The sequence below is a fragment of the Paraburkholderia humisilvae genome (assembly GCF_902859855.1).
Taxonomy (GTDB): domain Bacteria; phylum Pseudomonadota; class Gammaproteobacteria; order Burkholderiales; family Burkholderiaceae; genus Paraburkholderia; species Paraburkholderia humisilvae.
In genome coordinates this window covers 1-23399 of record NZ_CADIKH010000023.1, presented here as the reverse complement: position 1 = coordinate 23399, position 23399 = coordinate 1, and the positions used below count along the sequence as shown (strand labels likewise).

Sequence of the window (23399 nt, the reverse complement as noted above, 5' to 3'; positions counted from 1 at the left end):
CGGTTCGTTCGCTGGTTCCGGTGGGCCCGTTAGCGGCGCAACAGATAGGCAAGCAGAATTTCGGTGTTCATCTGCACGATCTCGCTGCGTTCCGCCGCTGAGCTGAAATCGCGTGCGAGGGTCGCTTCAAGTGTGAAGCGGTTCGACACGATGTAGTAGCCCATACCGGAGAGCGTCACGTAAAAGCGCAACGGGTCGACGTTCGTGCGGAACAACCCTGCGCGCTGGCCCCGCTCGAGAATGCCGCCGAGCGTCGCAACGATCGGCGAAATCATTTCGCGGATACGCGTCGACTTCCGCATATACCGCGCCTCGTGCAGATTTTCGTTATTGATGAGCCGCAGCAGTTCCGGATGATCGCGGTAGTAATCCCACACGAAATGCGCGAGACGCGTAATCGCCTCGACCGGCGCGATGCCTGCGAGGTCCAGTGTGCGCTCGGCTTCCGTGAGCGCGCTGAACGCGTGTTCGAGTACCGCGGTGAAAAGCTGCTCCTTGCTACCGAAGTAGTAATAGAGCATGCGTTCATTGGTTTCCGCGCGGCGGGCGATCTGATCGACGCGTGCGCCGAACAACCCACCATTTGCAAACTCCTCGGCCGCCGCGAGCAGGATACGGCGACGGGTGCCTTCAGGATCTCTTTTGATTTTCGGCTGATTCATGGTGGCAACGTGCTTCGTGAGCCGCGTATTCCGGATCACACCGCCAGCTTCATGACCCTGGCTCCTGACACGAAGCGGCATGGCGGCGCTGCGCGGGCTGGTTGGTGGGAACACCCTCCTGCGGTCATTCGTAAAGCGCTTCGATTATGGCACATGGTTCGGCAATCGCAACTGGGGAAATCGGCGATAATGTGCATTTGGCCAAAGCCTTATCGCACAAGCCGCGCACCGTGCATAGCCGGCATCGCACTGGCGGACATCATGGTGTCCGCATGCGCGGATGGCGCGTTGCCGGCGGGCCGTCGCCCGACGAAACGCCGCCCGACGGAAACAACGAACCAAACCCGCCCCAATCCGCATGACCGACGGCCCGCGCGGTCGGCATCGATGAAGCGAAGCAGAAAGTCCCGACCTCGTCACCGTGACCGATTCGAAAACCCTCGCAGACCGCATCGAAGATCTGCTTCCACAAACGCAATGCACGAAGTGCGGCTACAACGGTTGCCGCCCGTATGCGGAAGCTATTGCGCAAGGCAGCGCGAACTACAACCAGTGCCCGCCGGGCGGTGCGCAAGGCATCGCGCGGCTCGCCGCGCTGCTCGGCAAGCCGGTGATTCCGCTCAACCCGGCCAATGGCATCGAGCGGCCAAGGCCGGTCGCCTTTATCGACGAAAACCTGTGCATCGGCTGCACGCTGTGCATGCAAGCGTGTCCTGTCGACGCGATCATCGGCGCGGCAAAACAGATGCATACGATGGTCGCCGAGCTCTGCACCGGCTGCGATCTATGCGTGCCGCCCTGTCCGGTCGATTGCATCGCGATGATTCCGGTCACCGGCAACGCGACCGGCTGGGACGCGTGGAGCCAGCAACAGGCCGACGCGGCGCGCGGGCGTTATCACCGGCGCGGCGCGCGGCTCGCGCATGAACGCGAAGCGGCCGAAGCACGCGCGGCAGCGCGACGTTCGGCGGTGAGCGCGGCAGCAGCCGGCGCGGACGCCGGCAGTGCGGGCGCCGCGGCGGCGCCCGCAAACACAGCGCCGCCCAGTCCCGGCGCAACGGCAAGCCCATCTGCCACCGCCGAAGACGCCGAAGCGAAAAAACGCGCGATCATCCAGGCTGCGCTCGAACGTGCACGCAAGAAAAAGGAAGAGCGGTCAGCGCAGGGACAAGGTCCGCACAACACGACGAACGTCACCGCCGATGTACAGGCACAGATCGACGCCGCGCAAGCGCGCCGCCGGCGTCTGGGCATCAACGAGGAAGACAGCCGGCAAGGCCCGGACGACCCATCCGATGCACAACCGGCACGCGACCCCGCCCCGTCCAACCCGAAGCGCTAACGCACCCACCCTTCCGCATGAACGCGAACAAACGCCGCGAGATCTTCGAGACGCTGCAAAGCCTGAATCCGCATCCGACCACCGAGCTCGAGTACACGACGCCGTTCGAACTGCTGATCGCTGTGATGCTGTCGGCGCAAGCGACCGACGTGTCAGTCAACAAGGCGATGCGCAAGATGTTTCCGGTGGCCAATACGCCGCAACAGATGATTGAACTGGGCGAAGCCGGCGTGGCCGAGTACATCAGGACGATCGGTCTCTACCGGACCAAAGCGAAGAACGTGGTCGCGGCATGCCGGATTCTGGTCGATCAGTACGGCGGCGAGGTCCCGGCCGACCGCGAGGCACTGGAAAGTCTGCCGGGCGTCGGCCGAAAGACTGCGAACGTTGTATTGAACACGGCGTTCGGTCATCCGACGATTGCCGTCGACACACATATCTTTCGGGTTGCGAATCGAACGGGCCTGGCGCCGGGCAAAGATGTGCGCGCGGTCGAAGCCGCGCTCGAGAAGTTCACGCCGGCTGAGTTCAGACACGATGCGCATCACTGGCTGATCCTGCATGGCCGCTACGTGTGCAAGGCGCGCCGTCCGGAATGCTGGCACTGCGTGATCGAGCCGCTTTGCGAATTCAGACAGAAGACCCCGCCACCTGAACTGTGACGCGCGCGTTGCCCGGCGCGGCAGGCGAAGCGCGGCGGGCACAGGCGGCGCAGCGTAAAATATTGGACGGCGCGCCGCTACGGCGCAGCCTCACGCCGCCTCCTGGCGCTCTGCCTTTAGCCCTGTTTTTGCTTCCTGCCGCTTTCACCATCGCCGATGTTCAATCCCAGCCGCGACGAAGTCCGACGTTTTTTCACCGACACCTGGCGCAAGCAGCGCGCGGGCGATATTCTGACGCCGCTCGAGTCGATTGCGGCGGACTGGATTGTCGAACACCCGGAGTACCACGCCGAGCTGACCGATCCCGAAGCTGCCGCCGCGCAGGACTATTCGCCCGAGCGCGGCAAAACGAATCCGTTTCTGCATCTGTCGATGCATCTTGCGATCAGCGAGCAACTGTCGATCGATCAACCGCCGGGCATTCGCGCGGCGCACGAGCGGCTGGTCGCGCGACTCGGCTCGACGCACGACGCACAGCACGCGATCATGGAATGCCTCGGCGAGACGATCTGGGAGGCGCAGCGGACGAACACGCCGCCCGATACGGACGCTTATCTGCAGCGGATCGAGCGCCGCGCTTCACGAGACTGATTAACGCGTCGGGTCGCGCGCGCCGCCGGAAGCGCCCCGTACGGCGCGTGCCAGCAGCAAAAAAACAAACCCCGCCACTGATAAACGGCGGGGTGTTTTCGTTTTCGTCTAGCCGGTGAACCGGAGCTCACCGGTCGATTGCGTCGAAAAACTACTTCTTCTCGACCAGATCGCCCTTGAGCGATTCGATATAGGCGGCGATATCCTTCATATCGTTCAGCGACAGGCTCTGCACCTGCGCCTGCATGATCGGATTGTTGCGGCCGAGGTGCGGATTGCCCGTGCCCATCTGATACTGGCGCAGCGCCCAGTAAATGTAGTCCGCGTGCTGTCCCGCGAGCTTCGGATATTCCGGGCTCACCGGGTTGTTCAGCTTCGCGCCGTGGCAGGCCGCGCAGTTGTGGCTTTCGACCAGCGTCTTGCCGTTGTCCGCATCGGCTGCGTGCGCCGCGTTCGATGCGACGGCGAAGCCGGCCAGCGCAAACGACGCGCATGCGATCTTGAACATCGTGTGGAGGTCGTGTGGGTGCTTCTTCATGAATTCTCCTGGCCCGCGTAGCGGAATGACCGAGCGACTGTGCAAATGGAAGCGCGGTCGGTCATTTGTCGGGGTTGTTCTTCGAAGTGGGCGTTTGCGCCGCGTAGTACGCGGCGATATCCGCGATATCCTGGTCCGACAGCGAGCCTGCGATCGCGCGCATCGTGTCGAAGTGGCGATCGCCCTTCTTGTACGCATGCAACGCGTTGATCAGATACGCCGCGTTCTGGCCGCCGAGGATCGGTACCCGGTACACCTCCGGGTAGGCCGTCCGGTAGTCGGGGATACCGTGGCAGCCGATACACATCGCGACCTTGCCCTGGCCCGCTTTCGCGTTGCCGACGACATCCGCTGCGTGCGCACTGGCCGCGAGGCCCGCAATGCCCGACAGCGCTGCGATCACGACGTGTTTGCCGACGAATTTTTTCATAGCTCTTGTAACCTGGCTTGAGGGGAAACGGCACAAAAACGAGGGCACAAAAAACGAGAGACCCATGCGCGACATGCCGCCGCGGACATGCGGTGCACCACGCACGAGCCCCGAATCATGGCCTCAAAAAACGGGCGCTCAAAAAAGCGGCGACCCGCGCCGTCTTTTTTGTCAATCGCCACGCAGGCCAAAAAAATCGGCCCAATTGTACCAAGACGCCGCGCCGGGCGTCCACCGGACGGACAGCCGCGCTCGGGCCCACGGCTTGCGCGCGCGATGGCGCGGCGCGCGCCGCACCATCGCGCGGCCCGGCATCCGCCGCGACACCACGCTAACCGCGCGCAAAGCCGGCCAAAACCGGGCCGAAACCCAGCCGAAACGATAGGCCCGCAGCGCCAGAGCCGCCAGCCCATCTGACTTATACTGGGATTTTTCCCGAACGAGCGTCCTGCCATGCGTTTCGAAGGCTCATCGCAATACGTCGCCACCGACGACCTGAAGCTCGCGGTCAACGCCGCCATCACGTTGAAGCGGCCGTTGCTGATCAAAGGCGAACCCGGCACCGGCAAGACGATGCTCGCAGAAGAAGTGGCGGCCGCGCTCGGCATGCCGCTGCTGCAGTGGCACATCAAGTCGACTACCAAAGCGCAGCAGGGCCTGTACGAATACGACGCGGTATCGCGGCTGCGCGATTCGCAGCTCGGCGACGAGCGCGTGAAGGACATTCGCCATTACATCGTGAAAGGTGTGTTGTGGCAGGCGTTCGAGTCGGACCAGCAAACCGTATTGCTAATCGACGAAATCGACAAGGCCGACATTGAGTTCCCGAACGATCTGCTGCGCGAGCTCGACCGGATGGAGTTCTACGTGTACGAAACGCGCGAGCTCGTGAAGGCGAAGCAGCGTCCACTCGTGATCATCACGTCGAATAACGAAAAGGAACTGCCGGACGCCTTTCTGCGCCGATGCTTCTTCCATTACATCAAGTTCCCCGATCCGGCGACGATGCAGCAGATCGTCGAGGTGCACTACCCCGGCATCAAGCAGGCGTTGTTGCGCGCGGCGCTCGAAAGCTTTTACGAATTGCGCAACGTGTCAGGCCTGAAGAAGAAGCCGTCGACGTCCGAACTGCTCGATTGGCTCAAGCTGCTGCTCGCCGAAGACATTCCGCCCGAAGCCCTGCATTCGAGCGACCACAAGCAGATCGTGCCGCCGCTGGCCGGCGCGCTGCTGAAAAACGAGCAGGACGTGTCGCTGTTCGAGCGCCTCGTCTTCATGAACCGCAACAACCGCTGAGCGTGCAGGCTCGCACCGCGGAGAACCCGGCATGCTGATCGACTTCTTCTACACGCTGCGCGCCGCGAAGCTGCCGGTTTCGGTGAAGGAATATCTGACGCTGCTCGAGGCGCTGAAGGCGAATGTGATCGAGCCGTCGCTCGACGAGTTCTACTATCTGTCGCGGCTGACGCTCGTCAAGGACGAGCAGTATTTCGACAAGTTCGATCAGGCATTCGGCGCGTATTTCAAGGGCATCGACCAGACCGCAACGCTTGCGCTCGATCTGCCCGACGACTGGCTCGCGAAGAAACTGCAGCGCGATCTGACGCCCGAGGAAAAGGCGCAGATCGAAGCGCTCGGCGGCCTCGACAAGCTGCTGGAACGTCTGAAAGAAGTATTCGACGAGCAGCGAGGCCGTCACGAAGGCGGCACCAAATGGATCGGCACCGGCGGCACATCGCCGTTCGGCAACGGCGGCTACAACCCGGAAGGCATCCGCATCGGCGGCGACACGGCGGGCAATCGCAGTGCCGTGAAGGTATGGGACGCGCGCGCGTACCGCGACTATGACGATCAGGTCGAAATCGGCACGCGCAACATCAAGGTTGCGCTGCGGCGGCTGCGCCGCTTCGCACGCGAGGGCGCCGCGGAAGAACTCGACCTGCCCGACACGATCCGCAGCACCGCCGCGAACGCCGGCTGGCTCGACCTGAAGATGGTGCCGGAGCGGCACAACAACGTGAAAGTGCTGATGCTGCTTGACGTCGGCGGCTCGATGGACGACCACATCAAGCGCACTGAAGAACTCTTCTCGGCCGCGAAGGCCGAGTTCAAGCACCTCGAGTTCTATTACTTCCACAACTGCGTGTACGACTTTCTGTGGAAGAACAATCGCCGCCGCCATACCGAGCGCACGCCGACGTGGGATGTGCTGCACAAGTTCAGCGCCGACTACAAGCTGATCTTCGTCGGCGACGCGACGATGAGCCCCTACGAAGTGCTGCAGCCGGGCGGCTCGGTCGAATACAACAACCGCGAAGCGGGTGCGATCTGGTTACGCCGGCTCGCCGACCATTTCCCGCGCTTCGCGTGGCTTAACCCCGAACCCGAGGCACTGTGGGAGTACCGGCAGTCGGTATCGGTGATACGCGAGGTGCTTGGGCACCGGATGTACCCGCTGACGCTCGCGGGACTCGAAACCGCCATGCGCGTGCTCAGTAAATAGGTGGGCGGGCCATCTTGCGGCGGGGTCCTCCCGCGACGGGGTCCTGCCACGGCGCGTGATCCCGAGATCGCCCATTCCCGTTCGCACTCCCCCACAAAACCCGCAAAATGCGGCAGAATGCCGCACTGATTTCGCGTCAATCCGTATCAATCACGCAACACAACAAGCATCGGAGACCCTGCCCGCATGAGTTCCCCCTCATCGCCCGATCTGTCGCGCCGCGCACCCGCCCCGCTGAAACCGTTCGCCGATTCGTCGCTATCGACACTGGTCGCGGGCTTCGTCGCGATGATGACCGGCTACACGAGCTCACTGGTGCTGATGTTCCAGGCCGGCCGCGCCGCGCATCTGACCGATGCGCAGATTTCGTCGTGGATCTGGGCGCTGTCGATCGGCATGGGGCTTTGCACAATCGGGCTGTCGCTGCGTTTTCGCGCGCCGATCGTGATCGCGTGGTCGACGCCCGGCGCCGCGCTACTCGTTGCGTCGTTGCCGCATGTCGGGTACGCGCAGGCGATCGGTGCGTTTATCGCGTGCGCGCTGCTGCTCACCGCGGTCGGACTGACCGGCTGGTTCGATGCCCTAATGAAAAAGATTCCGGCCGGCATCGCATCGGCGCTGCTCGCGGGCATTCTGTTCGAGATCGGCATCGAGATTTTTCGCGCCGCGCAATTCCAGACCGCGCTCGTGCTCGCGATGTTCTTCACGTACCTCGTGGTGAAACGGGTCGCGCCGCGCTACGCGATCGTCGCGACGCTCGTCATCGGCACGATGGTCGCGGGCGGACTCGGCCTGCTCGATTTCAGCCACTTTCAGATCGCGCTTGCGCATCCCGTGCTGACGATGCCGGCGTTTTCGCTGTCCGCCATCGTCAGTATCGGCATCCCGCTCTTCGTCGTCGCGATGGCATCGCAAAACGTGCCCGGCATCGCGGTCCTGCGCGCGGACGGCTATACGACACCGTCATCGCCGCTGATCGCCACCACCGGCCTCGCATCGCTCGTGCTTGCGCCATTCGGCTCGCACGGCATCAATCTCGCGGCGATCACCGCGGCGATCTGCACCGGTCGCGAAGCGCATGAAGACCGCACGAAGCGCTACACCGCGGCACTCTGGTGCGGCGTTTTCTATCTGATCGCAGGCGTGTTCGGCGCCACGATCGCCGCGCTCTTCGCGTCGCTGCCCAAGGCGCTGGTGGTGTCGGTCGCCGCGCTCGCGCTGTTCGGCTCGATCATGAGCGGGCTTTCAAACGCCATGCAGGACGGCAAGCAGCGCGAAGCGGCGCTTGTCACATTCATGGTGACCGCGTCGGGGCTAACGTTGCTGTCGATCGGTTCCGCATTCTGGGGACTGGTCGCGGGCGTGCTCACGCAGCTCGTGCTGACCGCGCGCAAAGGGTAAACGCAGAGCGCGAATACCGGCCTGCTGGCACGGCCGATGCGGTGCATCCGCGCCGCTCGGCGACCGCTGAATGCCCACCGCGAGCGGCCCCGCGCATCAGTCGAACCATTGTCCGCCGTTCCGCCATAAAATGAACGGATCGGGCGGCGTTCCGTATGACGTCCGGCCACCGTGGACTTGGGTGGCCCCGTTCGGTGTCGATCCGTGTCGATCCGTGGCTCCCACGCGCCAGCGCGGGACGCCCGATCGCCTCAGCACTGCGGGACCCTGCGGGATGACCGGTCGCCGCCGGCCAGTCGGCAACAGCCGGCACCGGCAGCAGCGTCATCATTTTCTGACCACGGCGCGTACGCGCCTCAAAGGCTCGACATGACTACTGCACTCGATCAACTCAAGCAATTCACGACTGTCGTCGCCGACACCGGCGATTTCCAGCAACTCGCCCAGTACAAGCCGCGCGACGCGACCACCAACCCGTCGCTCGTGCTGAAGGCCGTGCAGAAGGACGACTACAAGCCTCTGCTCGAAAAAACCGTGCGCGACCATGCGTCGAAGCCGGTCGGTGAGATCATCGACCATCTGCTGATCGCGTTCGGCACCGAAATTCTGAAGATCGTGCCGGGCCGCGTGTCGACCGAAGTCGATGCACGGCTGTCGTTCAACACGAAGGCGTCGATCGACAAAGGACGTGAACTGATCAAGCACTACAAGGACGCCGGCATCGAGCGCGAACGCGTGCTGATCAAGCTCGCGTCGACGTGGGAAGGCATCCGCGCGGCGGAAGTGCTGCAAAAAGAAGGTATCCGATGCAACATGACGCTGCTGTTCTCGCTTGCGCAGGCCGCCGCCGCGGCTGAAGCGGGCGCGCAGCTAATCTCGCCGTTCGTCGGCCGCATCTACGACTGGTACAAGAAAAACGCCGGCAGCAACTGGGACGAAGCGCGCGACGGTGGCGCGAACGACCCGGGCGTGCAATCCGTGCGCCGCATTTACGCGTACTACAAGAAGTTCGGTCACCCGACCGAAGTGATGGGCGCGAGCTTCCGCACGCCGAGCCAGATTCTCGAACTGGCCGGCTGCGATCTGCTGACGATCAGCCCGGATCTGCTGCAAAAGCTGCAGGACAGCACGGACAAGGTCGAACGCAAGCTGTCGCCCGAGGCGAGCAAGAATGCGGAAATCGCTCGTGTGCCGGTCGACGAGCCGTCGTTCCGCTTCCTCGTCAACGACGAAGCGATGGCCACCGAAAAGCTGTCGGAAGGCATTCGCGTGTTCGCGGCCGATGCGGTCAAGCTCGAAAAGCTGATCGAATCGCTGCGTTCGAAGTAACAGGCAAGCCGGCTAACGACGCTCAGATTCGTCGCATCTGCCGGTTGCATAGGCTGAAAGCTGGAACGGCGCGTGCGGCATCACTGCAGCACGCGCCGTTTGTTTTTATGCATCATGCGCGCGTCGAACGCTGTGCCAACAAACTTTCACAGACTGGCGAGCCGTGCCGACTAGAATCGTCGGCATAGCTTGTGTTTCGACCGCGACACGCTGTTCAACACGACAACCAGACTGCTTTGCATGGGAGACAACAATGCTAGTCCAGCCTTACCTGTTCTTTAACGGCCGCTGCGAAGAAGCGCTCAAGTTCTACCGCGAGAAACTCGGCGCCGAAGTGCTGATGCAGAAATATTTCAAGGAAGCGCCGCCGAACCCCGAACGCCCGATCAAGCCCGGCACTGAAGACAAGATCATGCATTGCACGTTCCGCATCGGCACGACGGAACTCATGGGGTCCGATGGCGATTGCGAACCGGGAAAGGATGCGCCGAGCGGTTTTGCGCTGTCGCTCACCGGCGACGACACCGCGTCCGCGCAGAGGCTGTTCAATGCGCTCAGCGCCGGTGGCAATGTGATGATGCCGTGGCAGCCAACTTTCTGGAGCGAGGGTTTCGGGATGGCCGTCGACCGCTTTGGGATTCTATGGATGGTGACGAGTCCGCACCACGCAGGCCACAAGGACTAGGTCGCCGCGCCTGCCCTCACCGCGGGCCAGCGGCTTGCATCAGCGGCTCGCTGGGCCGGCAAGCCTCAGTCGCGCATCGGCGCACGATGCGCGGCCACATCAATGCTGCTCCTGACTTTCGCGACGATGCGCGATGCGCGTGCGCCGCTCGATATTCCATGCCGGTTCGGTTTCGACGAGCAGCGCGCGCAGACGCTCGACCTGCTCCACGACACGCTCGTTCAACCAGCAGGGGCCCTGCAACTCCGGCGCCGCGTTCGCGACCGCGTCGCGGTCCTGCAGCGCGGACGACAATGCGTCCGGCATCCTGAAGTGCGGCACATTTGTAAATCGCAGTGCGCGCGCCAGTTCGAGCAGCACCGCGCGCACCGCGGACGCGTCCCGGCCGCACTGGCCGGCAAACCCGGCGCGCATCGCCGGATCGGCGCGCGTCAGTACGCCGTTCGACATGATCTCCAGCGTACTGAGCAACATCCGGTGCAGTTGCTGGATCTGATCGAGTCGCGCCGGCGCGACTTCGATCTCCTTCGCGACCCACGGCATCACCGCGCGCAGTTGCACAAGGCGCCGCGCCATGCGCAGAAACGTCGCGTCCTGTTCTTCGGCGGACAGCCAGTCGCCATGCGCCATGCGCGTGTAGATGCGCGCGCAGTCGCGCAGATTGTCGGAAAGCTGATAGCGCCACGTGTAGGTCGCGTGTAGCGGCAGCGCAAACGAAAAGGCGAGCGCGATCACGATGCCGATGGCGACGTCGGCCGCCCGCCACAGGCCATCGACCACCTGGTTGTCACCGAGACCGCCGACAATGCACATCGTGATCGCGGTCAGCAGCGCCATGTAGCCGTACGAGCCGATCGCAAATGCCGCGCAGATCCCCGCCACTACCGACATGCACAGCGCCGTCAGCACGATCGAATCGAACAGGCTGTGCTGGACGATCAGCGCAAGACCGATCGCCGCGCCGAGCAGCGTGCCGATGGTCCGTTCCAGCGCCTTGCGCCGGATATTGCCGTGATGCTGCAAACCGCCGATCACGATCAGCACGGTGATCGGCGCCCAGATGCCGTGCGGCAAGTCGGTCGCGTGTATGACCGCGATCGCCACGATCATCGCGGCGCCTACGCGTAACCCGTGCAGCACCTTCGCGTTCCGATAGCGGTAGTACGGCGACGTCAGCGTGCGCATCAGACGTGTGACGGCCGAGCGGCGGCGCCCGCCTTGCGCGATGGCCGGGCCGCCGGCCGCGTGTTCCGAATCGTCCAGCGCCATGGTCGCCTCGCAGTCGTTCGAATCCGGGAGTTCACGTCAGTGCATGCTTTGCGCAGTATCGCGCACCTCGCTAGCGGTCGGACAGTGCGCGAACAAAGAAAATCGCCCAGCGCGCGACGCAGACGCAAGCGGGACGCAACAGAGACGCAATCGGGACGTAATCGGGACGCACAGTCGGGCAATTGTCTGAAAGCAAGCCCGCCGCCACTGCGGGCAATGACGCGGGCGGCGCCGGGAAAGCCGCGCACGGCACAGCGTCACCGCATCGGCGAACGCTTCCCAGGTGACGCGGCGTCGCATGCGACGCGCATCGGATCACGGGCTGCTTCTGCGAATGCGCCGCACGGTGTCGGCGTCGACCGCCAGCGCCTGATTGCCCCACGCGCCGCGGATAAACGTGACGACATCCGCGACCTGCTGATCGTTCAGACGCTGACCGAACGCGGGCATCGCGAACACCGTCTGCGCACTCGCGGTGCCCGGCATCGACGCGCCGTGCAGCACGAGGCTCACCAGCGAAGTCGGATCCTGCGCATTCACCGTCGAACTCAGCGCAAGCCGCGGGAATACGCCTTCGTAACCCTTGCCGTCCGAGCGGTGGCAAGCCGCGCAGTTATCGAGGAAGGTCCGCGCACCGGGTACGTTGGTCTGCCCCGCGTGCAGCGCGAGCGCCGCGGTGTTCGAGTACACGAGTGCCGCCTGCTGCCGCGCCGGCGCAAGCGACTGCAGATACGCGGCGATCGAGTTCAGGTCCGACTCGCTCATGTATTGCGTGCTGTCGAGCACGACCTCACGCATCCCGCCGAACGCGGCCGAGTGCGCATTGCGGCCCGCTTTCAGGAACGCGACGATCTCGTCGCGGCTCCATTCGCCAAGTCCGTCCACGCGGTCGTCACGCAGATTATTCGCGAACCATTGCTCGACCACACCGCCCTGCAGAAACGCCGCGCTGCTGCCGTCGGTGAGCGCCTGTTCCTGCAGCAGCGTGCCGCGCGACGTATGACACGCGCCACAGTGCCCGAGCCCCTCGACGAGATATCGTCCGCGCTCGAGCGACATCGTCGCGCCATCCGCGGCCTGCGCATTCGTGCCGGCGGCAACCCCGGGCGCGAACGCGATGCGCCACAGCGCGAGCGGCCAGCGCATCGACAGCGGCCAGCGGATGCCGTTCGGCGTGCGCGGCTGATGAACGGCCGCGACACCGTGCATGAAGTACGCGTACAGCGCTTTCACGTCGTCCGGCTGGATGTGCGCATACGACGGAAACGGCATCGCCGGATACAGCGTATAGCCGGCCTTCGATGTGCCATGCCGCAGCGCGTGATCGAAATCCGTATACGTGTAGGTGCCAATCCCGGTTTCGGGGTCCGGCGTGATGTTGGTCGAGTAGACGGTGCCGATCGGCGTCTGCAGCGCCAGACCGCCCGCGAACGGCTTGCCGTTCTTCGCGGTATGGCACGCGACGCAGTCGCCGACGCGAGCAAGGTATTCGCCGCGCTTGATCAGCGCGACATCGTCGGCGCGCTCACGCGCGCCGTTCGACGCCGCCGCCGATGCCGCCGATGCCGCCGATGCCGCCGATGCCGCCGCGCTGGCGCCGGCAAGCAACGTGAATGCAACAGCCACCGCCGCGCGGGAACGAAGTTTCGTGAGCGCGTTTCTCATGCTTGCACCATCGGGCCGGGGTTCTTCAAATACTGGTCGCGGATCGCGCGCGCTGACCAGTAGCTAAGCGCACCGACCAGCCCGGTCGGGTTGTAGCCGAAGTTCTGCGGGAACGCGCAAGCGCCGAGCACGAACACGTTGTGCACGTCCCAGCTCTGCAGATAACGGTTCACCACGCTCGTCTTCGGATCGGCGCCCATCACCGCGCCGCCGGTCGTATGGGTGCTCTGATAGACACGCGTGTCGAAGTGCGAGCCCGCTTGGCGCGCGTTCACGTCGACGTGATCGGTCAGCACGCGCGCGATGCGTTCGGCCTGCGCGACCGTGTACTGCGTCATCTTCAGCTCGTTGTCGTGCCAGTCGAACGTCACGCGCAACAGCGGCTGGCCGTACGCGTCCTTGTAGTTCGGATCGAGACTCAGATAGTTGTCGCGATAGGACATCACCGACCCTTGCGCAACGACCGTCATCGTCCGTTGATAGCTGTCCTGAACAGCCGCCTTCCAGCCGCTGCCCCAGGCCTTCGTGCCCTTCGGCACGCTCGCCTGACCGATCGGCCGCGCGCCGGTACGCATATGGCGAACATTGGCGCCGCCGATGAAGCCGAGCGGCCCGTGATCGAACACATCGCCGTTGAAGTCGTCGATCGCCTGACCGGCCGCCCCCGCGCCGATAAACGGATTGAGCTGCGTCCCTTCCGGCAGGAACGCATTGACGCCGCCGTTCATCTGATACGCGAAGTTGCGGCCGACAACGCCTTCACCGGTCGCCGGATCGTACGGCTGCCCAATGCCGGACAGCAGCAACAACCTCACGTTGTGCATCTGGAACGCGCTCAGGAACACGATGTCGGCCGGCTGCTCGATCTCGCGCCCTTGCGCGTCGATATACGTAACGCCGGTCGCGACCTTGCCGCTCGCATCGCGATTGACGCGCAGCACCTGGCAGCGCGTGCGCAATTCGAAGTTCTTCTTCCGGAACAACGCCGGATGGATCGCGGTCTGCGGCGACGACTTCGAATACATATAGCAGCCGAAGTCTTCGCAGAAGCCGCAGAAATTGCACGGGCCAAGGCGCACGCCGTACGGGTTCGTATACGGCGTCGACACGTTGGCCGCGGGAATCGGGAACGGCTCATAGCCCAGCTCGCGCGCAGCGCGCGCAAACAGCTGCGCGCCGTAGATGTCTTTCAGCGCGGGCGTCGGATACTCCTTGCTGCGCCACGACTCGTAACGGTTGCCGCCCGCGACGATCGTGCCGTTCAGATTGCCCGCCTTGCCCGAGATACCGGCGACTTCTTCGAAACGCGTGAAATACGGCTCGAGGTCGTCATAGGCGACGCCGAAGTCCTGAATGGTCATGTCGTCCGGAATGAACGCGCGGCCGTAGCGCTGCTCATAGTGGCTGCGCAATTGCAGGTCCGACGCCTGCGGCCGCCACGTGAGTCCGTTCCAGTGGAACCCGGCGCCGCCCACGCCATTGCCGAGCAGCATCGCGCCGTGCTGCCGGTACGGCACCGCCAGCCCGTCCGGCGCATGACGGAAGGTGAGCGTTTCTTTCGACAGATCCTGATACAGCTTGCCGCGAATCGCGTACGCCAGTTCGTCCGCGATATTCGGGTATTTCGCGGTGTTCGCGGTGTCCTGCATCTCGCCGCGCTCGAGCGCGAGCACGTTCAGCCCCTCTTCGGCCATTTCCATCGCCATGATCGCGCCGGTCCAGCCGAACCCGACCATCACCGCATCGACTTTGTCTTTTTTGATCGCCATCGTTATGCCTGCTCCCCGAGAATCGATACCGGACCGAGCGGGTACTTCGCGCCCGGCTGCTCGACCCAATCCGCGAAGTCGGCGCGGGCGCCGGGAAAGCCGATCATCTTCCAGCCGGACATGCCCTTGTTGCCGCCATACATCGGGTCGGCGAAATAACCCTCCTTCGTGTTCTGCAGCAGCGTGCTGAAGAAGAGCTTCGGCGGCACCGCATCGAGATGCAGCTTGCCTGCCTCGAGCTGTTCGAGTACCAGCACCCGTGTTTCGCGGGGCAATTCGGCAAACACCTTGCCGTGGTCACGCACACATGCCGCGTTGCATGCTTCGATGCCGTGCCGGTAGACGTCGCGCGGCACGAGACCGAGTTGATAGCCGAGTTCGGGCGCCACCTCCGGATGGAATGGCCCCTGCATGTACCAGAGCCGCCCATGACCGTATGGCGTTTCCATCTGCCGGTCGATGAATTCGGGCACGCCGGCTTCGCGTGCGCCTGCACCGGTGTGATCCGCGGGAATCAGTTCTTCGACGGCCGCATGAATGAAGTCCCATTCCGTCGTGGTGAAAAAGACCGGCGCGTACTTCGCCGCGGTGGTGGCGGCCACGACGGTCGCTGCCGTGCTTGCGGTGTCCGACGCTTGCGAATGGGTGCAACCTTCCTGCGTGACGATCACAGGGGCGATCGCCGTGGCGGGAAGAATGGTGAATACCTGGCGCAAAAATTTTCTGCGCGGCTGGTCGTCGTTTTTCATCGGATAGCGTGGGTCGTCAAATGGCGGGGATAGCGCACCGGCGTTTTACCGTTGCGTGATGTTGAACGAAGCGGTTTGAGCGAAGCGGTTTGAGCGAAGCGGTTTGAACCAGGCGCCGGGATCCGGCGCTGGAATCAGGCGCGGACCTGTCGCGCCTGATGACGGATGCAATACCGCCGTTGCTCGCGCGCCGCGCGTGCGGCTAGAAGGCGGTCCAGTCCTGGTCGGCCGCTGCCGGCGCGCGTGCCACAGGTTGGGCAGCAAGCTCGATGGCAGGTGCAGCGAAAGTGCTCGCCGCTTCGGCGGAGCCGACGGCCGTCGCAGCGCCGGCCGGAACCACGCGCCGCGCGGCGCGGACCGGCGTCGTGGCGGACGTAACGGACGTAACGGACGTAACGGACGTAACGGTCGGAGAGGACGGAGAGGACGGAGAGGACGTTGCGAACGTAGGCGACATTGCCGACGTTGCGGAGCGCGTCGGCGCCACAGCCGGACGCGCTACGCGCTGCGTCGCAAGCGCGCCCGTGTCGCCGCCCTGCTCGACCTTGAAGCTCACCACCGCCGCGCGCAGATTGCTCGCCTGATCTTCGAGCGAAGCCGCCGCCGCGGCCGCCTCTTCGACCAGCGCCGCGTTCTGCTGCGTGACATGATCCATTTGCGAAATCGCCTGGTTCACCTGTTCGATGCCGCGGCTCTGCTCGTGCGACGCGGCCGCAATCTCGCCGACGATGTCATGCACGCGTTCGATCGACTGGCTGATCTGCTGCATCGTACTGCCCGCGCGCGCGACAAGCTCAGTGCCCGTGCGTACGCGATCGACCGACGTGCCGATCAGATCCTTGATCTCCTTCGCGGCCGAGCTCGAGCGTTGCGCGAGTGAACGCACTTCCGCCGCGACCACGGCAAAGCCGCGGCCGTTTTCGCCGGCGCGCGCTGCTTCGACTGCCGCGTTCAATGCAAGAATATTGGTCTGAAACGCAATACCTTCGATGATGCTGGTGATTTCGGCGATCTTGCCGGAGCTGTCGCCGATGCCGTTCATCGTGTCGACGACCTGGCTGACGATCTGATTGCCTTCCACCGTGACATGCCGCGCGGTCGCCGCCAGCTGGCTCGCCTGCTGCGCGTTGTCCGCATTGTGCTTGACCGTCGACGTCAGCTCTTCCATGCTCGCCGCGGTTTCCTGCAGCGAAGCGGCCTGCTGTTCGGTGCGCGCGGACAGGTCGACGTTGCCGGCCGCCATCTGCCGCGTCGCGGTCGCAATTGCTTCGCTGCCGTTGCGCACATTGCGCACGGTCTGCAGCAGACGCTCCTGCATGTTCGCGATGCCTTGCATCAGCAGGCCCATTTCATCGCGCGACTTCAAGCGAATCGAGCGCGTCAGATCACCTTGCGCGATCTGGTCGAAATGCGACAACGCATCGACAAGCGGATGCGAGATCGCGCCACGCAGGCTCACGAAGCTGCCGCTCGCGGTGATCACCCCGAGCGCCATGGCGACCAACGTGATGATCCGGAACAACGCAAACGTGTGCTCTTGCGCGGTGAAGTTTTCCTTGGCCGCCGAGTACTGATACGCCCTCAGCTTCGCGCTTGCGTCGTGGTACGCCGCGTACAGGTCGTTGTTCGATAGCGTCGCCTTCATGATCTGCGCGCCGTCGCCACCGAGCAGCGCATTGCCGAACGCATCGAGCCCGTCGTCCATCGCCGTGCGCTTCTGAAGCACGTCGCGCGCAAGCTGGTCTTCTTCAGGCGTGCGCGGCAACTTCATGTAGTTGTCGAGTGCCGCGCGCGCTTCGGTGCGGTAGTCGCGCGAATGGGTAATGATGCCGCGCAAATCCGGTGCGCTCGGGTTCAGCGCCGCACGAAACAGCGCCGAACGTTCGCGCTGCAAGTCGATTTCCGCATCGCCGATATAGGTCGCACTCGGCAACTGGTCGCTGTAGGTATCGCGATTGGCGTCGTTACTGCTGGTCATCCCCGCGATGCCCAAGCCGCCAATGACGAGCAAAAGCACCGAAAGCAGCGCCATTGCGAGTGCAAGGCGCAATTTGATCGAAATACGCATTAGCTATTCCCCGAGGCCTGATATCTATTTCTGCAACGCTACTATTTACGGCGCATAGGGTAATTTCTTTAGCAAATGCTTCAGAGTATGAGAAAACGCGTTAAATGAAATATAAATGTATGGTTGACGTTTTAATTTTGTTTGCGAATTGCCCAATAAGGCCGATGCCAGGCATCGCGCAATGCAATTGAAAAAGCCCGCAGCAAACGCTGCGGGCTTCCTGTGTTTGGTTCGCGTCCGGGCGGAGTGTTAGCGCGAAACCTTATCCTTCGACAGGGTCCAGATAGTCTTCGGGCCGGGTGCGGTCTTCGGCGCCCTTCATGCCGAACGCGCGCACCAGCACGCTGACCAGCACCGACACGACGAGATTCACGATCAGCGACCACACCGCCGCATAACCCGGAATCGCGAGCCCGCCGATATGAATCGTGAAGATCGAGCTGGCCAGCTTCAGCGAGACCGCCATCCATGTGCCGGTCGCAATACCGACCGCCCAGCCCAGCAACAGGCCGCGGTAGTCGAGCACGCGCGTATAGAGGCCCAGCACGATGGCCGGCAGTGTCTGGATGATCCAGATCCCGCCAAGCAGTTGCAGCTGAATCGCATACGTAAGCGGCAGACCGAGAATAAACGCGACCGCGCCCACCTTGACGATCAGCGAAACGAGCTTCGCGATATTCGTCTCCTGCTCGTGAGTCATGTTGCGATTCACGAACTCCTTATGGATATTGCGCGTGTACAGATTGGCCGCCGCGATCGACATGATCGCCGCCGGCACCAGCGCGCCAATGCCGATCGCCGCAAACGCGACACCGACGAACCACGACGGGAAGAAGTGCAGGAACAACGCGGGCACCGCGAAGTTCGGGCCGAACGCCTTGAAGTACGGCGCGAACTCGGGCATGTCCTTCACGCCCGCCGCGAGCGCCATAAAGCCGAGCAGCGCGAGCAGACCCAGCACCAGCGAGTACGCGGGCAGCATCGCCATGTTGCGGCGGATCGTATTGCCCGATGCCGAAGACAGTATCGCGGTAACCGAGTGCGGATACAGGAACAGCGCGAGCGCAGAGCCGACCGCGAGGGTCGCGTAGGCGCTGTAGCCGTTCAGGCTCGACACGTCAGGCGACTTCAACAGCAGTTTCTCGGGCGGCACCGCGCCGAAGATATGGCCGAAGCCGCCCAGCTGCGGCGGAATCCAGATAATCGCAGCGGCGATCGTGATGTAGATCAGCACGTCCTTGACGACCGCGATCATCGCCGGCGCGCGCAGTCCCGACGTGTACGTATAGGCGGCAAGAATCGCAAACGCGATGATCAACGGCAAGTCACCGACGAAGCCGGTCGTATCGAAGCCGAGCGCGCCGATCACCACTTCGATGCCGACCAGTTGCAGCGCGATATATGGCATCGTCGCGACGATACCGGTGAGCGCCACTGCCAGCGCGAGCATGCGGCTGCCGTATCGTGCGTTGACGAAGTCGGCGGACGTCACATAGCCGTGGCGTTTTGCGATGGTCCACAGTTTCGGGAATACGACGAACGCGAACGGGTAGATCAGGATCGTGTAAGGCAATGCAAAAAAGCCGGTCGCGCCAGCGCCGAACACGAGCGCGGGCACCGCAACGAACGTATAGGCGGTGTAGAGATCGCCGCCCAGCAGAAACCACGTGACGATCGTGCCGAAGCGCCGGCCACCAAGGCCCCACTCTTCGAGATGCGCGAGATCGCCGCGGCGCCAGTGAGCAGCGATAAAACCGAGTATCGTCACGCCGATAAAGAACAGCACAAAGACGAAGGTTGCGATCGCATTCATCGTGCATCTCCTGGCGAACGCGACTTCGCTTTCGTTTTCGTTTTTGTCTTGAAGTAGACGAGCGCCGTGATGACTGCGCTAATCAACACCCACAGCAACTGGTACCAGTAGAAGAACGGAAAGTCGAACAGCTGCGGTTCGATCCTGTTGTAGGACGGCACCCAGATCATCGCGATCCAGGGAAGCAATAGAAGCCACAGCCAGTGTTTGCTGGACTGATTGGCATTGGGTACGGTGTTTGTTTTGGCTTTGGCGTCGGCGTCGTGAGCCATGACGTCTCCTCTTTTATTGGTCGCCCCAAATGAGCGCTTGAGCGCTGACTCGGGTCCCATGCAACGTCGTTGCTTTTAAATTGTGATGTGGCCCGCGTTCGACGGGCGATGGTCCGCGAGGCTAAGCGCGGGCGGCCCGCCTGCGGGCGCCCCGAAAGCATCGAAAGAGTATAGGAGCGTTGAATAACCGGTCAAGCCGGGAGGACCCGGAGCGTTGACGCTCATTAGTCAGCGGGCTAGTGCCAAACGAGCAGTCAAGCGAGGCTGCGTAAGGAAAGATAGCGTGCGAGCGGGCCGAGTCGTTGCATCTGGACCCGCCCGTCGCTGAACCTTTCGGAGGCCGTTCAGATCGTAAATGCCGCGCCGTTCTGTCCGGTCGATGCTTGCAGCCCTTTCAGCCATTGGCGCGCGGGCAGGCCGAGTGTCTTTTCGATCAGCTTCGCGCGCTGCTGCAGCATCGCGAACGGCACCTGAAGCGGCGGCCCCGAAAACGCGATGGCAATGCGATTGCCCTCGTGCACTTCGGGCAATGCAACCACACGGCTGTCGAATGCTTCGTTCAGACGCTTCATATTGCGCACGAAGCTCGGATGGTCACCGAACAGGTTGATCGTCGCGATGCCCGCGTGTGTCAGACATGCGCGCACTGCGCGATAGAACGCGACGCTGTCGAGCACCGGGCCGCGCGCGGTGGCATCGTACACATCGATTTGCATCACACCGATCGTGCCGTGATTCGCGCGGTCGTTGACGAAGTCCCACGCATCGGCTTCATGCACGCTGAGCCGCGCGTCGTCGGGCGGCAGTTCGAACATCGTGCGGGCCGCGACGACCACTGCAGGGTTCAGTTCGATTGCTTCGACTTTCGCGCGCTTGAGGAAACGATGCGCAAATTTGGTGAGCGCGGCCGAACCGAGGCCCAGTTGCACGATGCGCGCCGGAGTTTCGAGGAACAGAAGCCACGCCATCATCTGTTGCGCGTATTCGAGTTCGAGATGATCGGGTTTGCGAAGACGCATCGCGCCCTGCACCCATTCCGTGCCGAAGTGCAGATAGCGCACGCCGCTTTCTTCCGAGAAGGTAACGGGGGCGAAACGGGGTTTGCGCAGGGCTTCGATTTGCGGGGCGTCTTCCGGATAGTCTTCGATGCTCGATGCGTGGCGGTTCTTGCGATGCAGCTTTTGGCGCGACGCGTGCGCGTCGTCGCGGTTGTGGCGGAAGGCACGCGCTTCGGCGGAAGCGCGTTTGATCAGTTTCGTCATTGATGGGGAGTGCGCGTGAAGGCGCGGAGGGGTTGAGGCGGATGAGAGGATAGCATTGGCGGGGCGGGCAAGAGGCTAACGATGCATCGTGCGGGGCAAATCCTGTAGCTCAAGAAGGTTCAGGGAATCCGCCGCCGGATCCATGCCCGCCTCCGCCGCCATTTCCACCGCCGCCGTCCCCTCCACCGCCGAGTGCCGACACGAATCCGCCGCGCGACGTCGCGTGACTTTCACTGAACGATACGGATTGCGGCGTGTGGCCGTTATTGCTAGAACCGAGTGGCCTTAGAAAACCGGGCAGGTCACCTTCGCCATCACGACCGACTGGCTACTTTTTGAGGAGGGAGAACGTCTGCCTTCCGATGACCTCGCCCTGCAGTTCGAGGCCGTCCAGCAGCTCTCCGACGACGAGCGCGCCGTCATCAGGGAAGTCGTCGAGAGCCTCATCATCAAGTACCAGACGAGGCGATGGGATTCAGCACGACCGGCACCCGCCGCCAGGAAGACCGCCGCACGACGCAGCCCCGGCGCAAGCCGGTAAAGGAAGGAAGGGGAAGTACCGCAGTAAAAGCGCGGACCGCATGGGCGGCAACCCATACGGCCCGCTGACCACCACCAGCTCACTCAAGGAGTTGATCATGGCTAACGCCCATCATAAGGCACGTCCACCCGTCACCGAACGCTTTGTCACCATCCAGCAGTCATGGCGATACCAGAAACCGGCGCGCACGCCCTTCCATCCGCGCAGGGAACCGCCGCTCTATCCGTGGATGAAGCTCTCCGGGCGGTGGATCGAGACCGCCGGCTTTGCGCCACGCTCCCGCGTGCGCATCACCGTCGAGCATCAGCGGCTCGTCATTACGCCAGCATGAAACATGAAGGGCCGCGACAGCGGCCCTTGTTCTCAACGATCAGTTCGAACAGGTTGACTCTATTCGACGCGGTAAAGCGTATCCCGATCATAAGGCTGAATCGACTCGACGATAACTTCATGACACGTCACAACGAGATCCAAGCCAAGGTTCGGATTCAGGTCAAATCTAACCAACCCATCGTCCATTTTGACAAGGTTAATGTCCCGAATCCAAGCCTCTTCCAACATCGCGTTTATATCGATTTCCCCTGTCGTGATATTCAGTAAATTCACGGTAACCAGGTAATCTGAGTTGCCTTCAGACGGTCGTGGCCCATAGCGATTGTGGGCGATCTCTAGCGTCAGATCAACAAGGTCTCTATCACACCCCGGCGGCAATGGGCTGCCTTTGTCGTCAACCAAGGAACGCCTCGCTCGTCGCATACAGAAGCTCCGAATTGATGAATCATGAAATGAGGGATATTCACCGAGCACGTTTAAGAGTAATTTTCCGTACCGCGCAATTTCCCAGCCAAATGTGTTTTCTGATGAGTTCATTGCTACTCCCTAAATCAATTCACCGATATGGTATAGGCGACATCGGCAGATGGGCCGGGTCACGCTTTCCGTCCCAGAAATTGTGACCATGGGCTTCACCATGACTTTCATGGTACTGAGCTGACAAATTGCCGGCGCTGTCGATGTAATCTACATCAAGGCCGTTTGGATTAAATATAGGAACACCAGGCGGATTTCCCGTCGATTTAACATTACGAGCCGCAACCTGAATCGCGCCCGAACTCGTTGCCGCCGCAGGCATGCTGAACGCTGGCGTATCAAGCTTCGGTGCCGTGGCCGGCGCCGCCGCCGAACTGCTCGCAAAGTTCCCCGACGCCGACGCAATCAGCCCGCCCGGATCCGTCAGATTGACCGGATTATTCCCCACATACGCATACCAGTTCAGATCATCCTGATACCCCACCGGATCCGTCTACAGGAACCTCCCCAACCCCGGCGAATACATCCGCGCCTTGTAATAGTACAGACCCAGCGCCGCCAGATACTGCTGCCCCGTGTACCCGAAGCGGGTCGGCAATGTGCCATCGGTCTCTCCGAACGGTCCATACCCCACCCCACCCGTCGTCGCGCCCGTGCTGTTGGCCACCGCCACCACGCTGCCCTGCTGGTTCGCATACAGCCAGCTCTTCGACGTGGTCCCCGCCCCTTCGTACTGCACCAGCGGCGCATCCACCCCAGGCCCGAACACATACCGTCGCGTCAGCGTTCCCGCGCTGCCGTATTCCGCCGCCAGGTTCTGCCCGTCATACAGCAGGCTGGTATCCGTGCCGTTCACCGTCGTCTTCACCAGCCGCCCTTCCGGGTCATACGCCAGCGTCGCAGTGGTGCCCGCACGGCTCGCCGTTTTCAGCCGGTTATCGAGGTCATAGGCGTACGTCCACACCCCGTCGCCCGTCAGGTTGCCGTTCAGGTCGTACGTCGCGCTCCGTCCCGCCGCCACCGTGTACTGGTTCAGCG

At 62.9% G+C, this 23399-nt stretch carries 23 protein-coding genes; 9 read left to right on the top strand and 14 right to left on the bottom strand.

All coding sequences use genetic code 11. The features are described 5' to 3' along the window. Positions 1 to 29: 29 nt before the first annotated feature. The gene (locus tag HV796_RS23160; RefSeq protein ID WP_175113257.1) at positions 30 to 662 is read right to left on the bottom strand and encodes a TetR/AcrR family transcriptional regulator; all 633 of its coding nucleotides are present in this window, start codon (positions 660 to 662) and stop codon (positions 30 to 32) included. A 421-nt stretch (positions 663 to 1083) separates the two neighbouring features. Here HV796_RS23160 and rsxB point away from each other — a divergent pair, with 421 nt between their 5' ends. From rsxB to HV796_RS23145, 3 genes are all read left to right on the top strand, one after another. Continuing rightward, positions 1084 to 2004 (top strand): electron transport complex subunit RsxB, encoded by a 921-nt coding sequence (gene rsxB, locus HV796_RS23155; protein ID WP_175228848.1) that lies wholly within the window; start codon positions 1084 to 1086, stop codon positions 2002 to 2004. A gap of 17 nt (positions 2005 to 2021) precedes the next feature. Next, on the top strand, positions 2022 to 2666 hold the full coding sequence (gene nth, locus HV796_RS23150; RefSeq protein WP_175228847.1) for an endonuclease III: 645 nt from the start codon (positions 2022 to 2024) through the stop codon (positions 2664 to 2666). A 156-nt stretch (positions 2667 to 2822) separates the two neighbouring features. Beyond that, a complete protein-coding gene (locus tag HV796_RS23145; RefSeq protein ID WP_175228846.1) occupies positions 2823 to 3257 on the top strand; it encodes a DUF1841 family protein in 435 nt (144 codons plus the stop codon). Between the two features lie 151 nt (positions 3258 to 3408). Here the strand turns inward: HV796_RS23145 and HV796_RS23140 are convergent, their stop codons facing one another. Both HV796_RS23140 and HV796_RS23135 read right to left on the bottom strand, forming a co-directional pair. Beyond that, entirely contained in the window at positions 3409 to 3795 is a 387-nt protein-coding gene (locus HV796_RS23140) for a c-type cytochrome (RefSeq protein WP_175228845.1), read from the bottom strand. A gap of 61 nt (positions 3796 to 3856) precedes the next feature. Beyond that, positions 3857 to 4225, bottom strand: a complete 369-nt coding sequence (locus HV796_RS23135) for a c-type cytochrome (RefSeq protein WP_175228844.1) — start codon at positions 4223 to 4225, stop codon at positions 3857 to 3859. Positions 4226 to 4678: 453 nt separating this feature from the next. On the opposite strand from HV796_RS23135, the gene HV796_RS23130 reads away from it, so the two are divergent. From HV796_RS23130 to HV796_RS23110, 5 genes are all read left to right on the top strand, one after another. After that, entirely contained in the window at positions 4679 to 5521 is an 843-nt protein-coding gene (locus HV796_RS23130) for an AAA family ATPase (RefSeq protein WP_175228843.1), read from the top strand. 31 nt (positions 5522 to 5552) lie between these two features. Beyond that, on the top strand, positions 5553 to 6728 hold the full coding sequence (locus HV796_RS23125) for a vWA domain-containing protein (protein ID WP_175228842.1): 1176 nt from the start codon (positions 5553 to 5555) through the stop codon (positions 6726 to 6728). Between the two features lie 186 nt (positions 6729 to 6914). Then, a complete protein-coding gene (locus HV796_RS23120) occupies positions 6915 to 8129 on the top strand; it encodes a benzoate/H(+) symporter BenE family transporter (protein ID WP_175228841.1) in 1215 nt (404 codons plus the stop codon). A 369-nt stretch (positions 8130 to 8498) separates the two neighbouring features. After that, positions 8499 to 9458 (top strand): transaldolase, encoded by a 960-nt coding sequence (tal, locus tag HV796_RS23115; protein WP_175228840.1) that lies wholly within the window; start codon positions 8499 to 8501, stop codon positions 9456 to 9458. A gap of 253 nt (positions 9459 to 9711) precedes the next feature. Further along, entirely contained in the window at positions 9712 to 10143 is a 432-nt protein-coding gene (locus tag HV796_RS23110) for a VOC family protein (protein WP_175228839.1), read from the top strand. A 99-nt stretch (positions 10144 to 10242) separates the two neighbouring features. Here the strand turns inward: HV796_RS23110 and HV796_RS23105 are convergent, their stop codons facing one another. The 8 genes from HV796_RS23105 to HV796_RS23070 all read right to left on the bottom strand — a co-directional run bounded on the left by HV796_RS23105 (position 10243) and on the right by HV796_RS23070 (position 21010). After that, positions 10243 to 11412, bottom strand: a complete 1170-nt coding sequence (locus HV796_RS23105) for an FUSC family protein (protein WP_175228838.1) — start codon at positions 11410 to 11412, stop codon at positions 10243 to 10245. A 315-nt stretch (positions 11413 to 11727) separates the two neighbouring features. Further along, positions 11728 to 13077 carry a c-type cytochrome gene (locus tag HV796_RS23100; RefSeq protein WP_175228837.1) on the bottom strand — a complete coding sequence of 450 codons (1350 nt, stop codon included), beginning with the start codon at positions 13075 to 13077 and terminating at the stop codon, positions 11728 to 11730. After that, positions 13074 to 14846 (bottom strand): GMC family oxidoreductase, encoded by a 1773-nt coding sequence (locus HV796_RS23095; protein ID WP_175228836.1) that lies wholly within the window; start codon positions 14844 to 14846, stop codon positions 13074 to 13076. Before HV796_RS23095 ends, HV796_RS23100 begins: the two co-directional genes overlap by 4 nt. Positions 14847 to 14848: 2 nt before the next feature. Further along, entirely contained in the window at positions 14849 to 15595 is a 747-nt protein-coding gene (locus HV796_RS23090) for a gluconate 2-dehydrogenase subunit 3 family protein (protein ID WP_175228835.1), read from the bottom strand. A gap of 202 nt (positions 15596 to 15797) precedes the next feature. Next, on the bottom strand, positions 15798 to 17663 hold the full coding sequence (locus tag HV796_RS45455; protein ID WP_175228834.1) for a methyl-accepting chemotaxis protein: 1866 nt from the start codon (positions 17661 to 17663) through the stop codon (positions 15798 to 15800). A 262-nt stretch (positions 17664 to 17925) separates the two neighbouring features. Next, positions 17926 to 19476, bottom strand: coding sequence for a monocarboxylate uptake permease MctP (mctP, locus tag HV796_RS23080; protein ID WP_175228833.1), 1551 nt, complete (start codon positions 19474 to 19476; stop codon positions 17926 to 17928). Continuing rightward, positions 19473 to 19748, bottom strand: coding sequence for a DUF3311 domain-containing protein (locus HV796_RS23075; RefSeq protein WP_175228832.1), 276 nt, complete (start codon positions 19746 to 19748; stop codon positions 19473 to 19475). The genes mctP and HV796_RS23075 overlap by 4 nt, the downstream gene beginning before the upstream one ends. Positions 19749 to 20092: 344 nt before the next feature. Then, complete coding sequence (locus HV796_RS23070; RefSeq protein ID WP_175228831.1) at positions 20093 to 21010, bottom strand: class I SAM-dependent methyltransferase; 918 nt, start codon at positions 21008 to 21010, stop codon at positions 20093 to 20095. Positions 21011 to 21648: 638 nt separating this feature from the next. Here HV796_RS23070 and HV796_RS23065 point away from each other — a divergent pair. After that, positions 21649 to 21882 carry a SymE family type I addiction module toxin gene (locus HV796_RS23065; protein WP_175228830.1) on the top strand — a complete coding sequence of 78 codons (234 nt, stop codon included), beginning with the start codon at positions 21649 to 21651 and terminating at the stop codon, positions 21880 to 21882. Positions 21883 to 21941: 59 nt separating this feature from the next. Here HV796_RS23065 and HV796_RS23060 read toward each other — a convergent pair whose 3' ends face one another. The 3 genes from HV796_RS23060 to HV796_RS43425 all read right to left on the bottom strand — a co-directional run. After that, entirely contained in the window at positions 21942 to 22421 is a 480-nt protein-coding gene (locus HV796_RS23060) for an Imm50 family immunity protein (protein WP_175228829.1), read from the bottom strand. A 19-nt stretch (positions 22422 to 22440) separates the two neighbouring features. Beyond that, complete coding sequence (locus HV796_RS43430) at positions 22441 to 22845, bottom strand: RHS repeat-associated core domain-containing protein (RefSeq protein ID WP_217477984.1); 405 nt, start codon at positions 22843 to 22845, stop codon at positions 22441 to 22443. A 9-nt stretch (positions 22846 to 22854) separates the two neighbouring features. Then, the coding region (locus HV796_RS43425; RefSeq protein WP_217477983.1) for an RHS repeat-associated core domain-containing protein at positions 22855 to 23399 on the bottom strand (545 nt) is incomplete at its 5' end.

Excerpts from the sequence above, each read along its gene's own strand:
- HV796_RS23160 (WP_175113257.1), bottom strand. The coding sequence starts at position 662 with ATGAATCAGCCGAAAATCAAAAGAGATCCTGAAGGCACCCGTCGCCGT.
- nth (WP_175228847.1), top strand. The coding sequence starts at position 2,022 with ATGAACGCGAACAAACGCCGCGAGATCTTCGAGACGCTGCAAAGCCTG.
- HV796_RS23145 (WP_175228846.1), top strand. The coding sequence starts at position 2,823 with ATGTTCAATCCCAGCCGCGACGAAGTCCGACGTTTTTTCACCGACACC.
- HV796_RS23140 (WP_175228845.1), bottom strand. The coding sequence starts at position 3,795 with ATGAAGAAGCACCCACACGACCTCCACACGATGTTCAAGATCGCATGC.
- HV796_RS23135 (WP_175228844.1), bottom strand. The coding sequence starts at position 4,225 with ATGAAAAAATTCGTCGGCAAACACGTCGTGATCGCAGCGCTGTCGGGC.
- HV796_RS23130 (WP_175228843.1), top strand. The coding sequence starts at position 4,679 with ATGCGTTTCGAAGGCTCATCGCAATACGTCGCCACCGACGACCTGAAG.
- HV796_RS23125 (WP_175228842.1), top strand. The coding sequence starts at position 5,553 with ATGCTGATCGACTTCTTCTACACGCTGCGCGCCGCGAAGCTGCCGGTT.
- HV796_RS23120 (WP_175228841.1), top strand. The coding sequence starts at position 6,915 with ATGAGTTCCCCCTCATCGCCCGATCTGTCGCGCCGCGCACCCGCCCCG.
- tal (WP_175228840.1), top strand. The coding sequence starts at position 8,499 with ATGACTACTGCACTCGATCAACTCAAGCAATTCACGACTGTCGTCGCC.
- HV796_RS23110 (WP_175228839.1), top strand. The coding sequence starts at position 9,712 with ATGCTAGTCCAGCCTTACCTGTTCTTTAACGGCCGCTGCGAAGAAGCG.
- HV796_RS23105 (WP_175228838.1), bottom strand. The coding sequence starts at position 11,412 with ATGGCGCTGGACGATTCGGAACACGCGGCCGGCGGCCCGGCCATCGCG.
- HV796_RS23100 (WP_175228837.1), bottom strand. The coding sequence starts at position 13,077 with ATGAGAAACGCGCTCACGAAACTTCGTTCCCGCGCGGCGGTGGCTGTT.
- HV796_RS23095 (WP_175228836.1), bottom strand. The coding sequence starts at position 14,846 with ATGGCGATCAAAAAAGACAAAGTCGATGCGGTGATGGTCGGGTTCGGC.
- HV796_RS23090 (WP_175228835.1), bottom strand. The coding sequence starts at position 15,595 with ATGAAAAACGACGACCAGCCGCGCAGAAAATTTTTGCGCCAGGTATTC.
- HV796_RS45455 (WP_175228834.1), bottom strand. The coding sequence starts at position 17,663 with ATGCGTATTTCGATCAAATTGCGCCTTGCACTCGCAATGGCGCTGCTT.
- mctP (WP_175228833.1), bottom strand. The coding sequence starts at position 19,476 with ATGAATGCGATCGCAACCTTCGTCTTTGTGCTGTTCTTTATCGGCGTG.
- HV796_RS23075 (WP_175228832.1), bottom strand. The coding sequence starts at position 19,748 with ATGGCTCACGACGCCGACGCCAAAGCCAAAACAAACACCGTACCCAAT.
- HV796_RS23070 (WP_175228831.1), bottom strand. The coding sequence starts at position 21,010 with ATGACGAAACTGATCAAACGCGCTTCCGCCGAAGCGCGTGCCTTCCGC.
- HV796_RS23065 (WP_175228830.1), top strand. The coding sequence starts at position 21,649 with ATGGCTAACGCCCATCATAAGGCACGTCCACCCGTCACCGAACGCTTT.
- HV796_RS23060 (WP_175228829.1), bottom strand. The coding sequence starts at position 22,421 with ATGAACTCATCAGAAAACACATTTGGCTGGGAAATTGCGCGGTACGGA.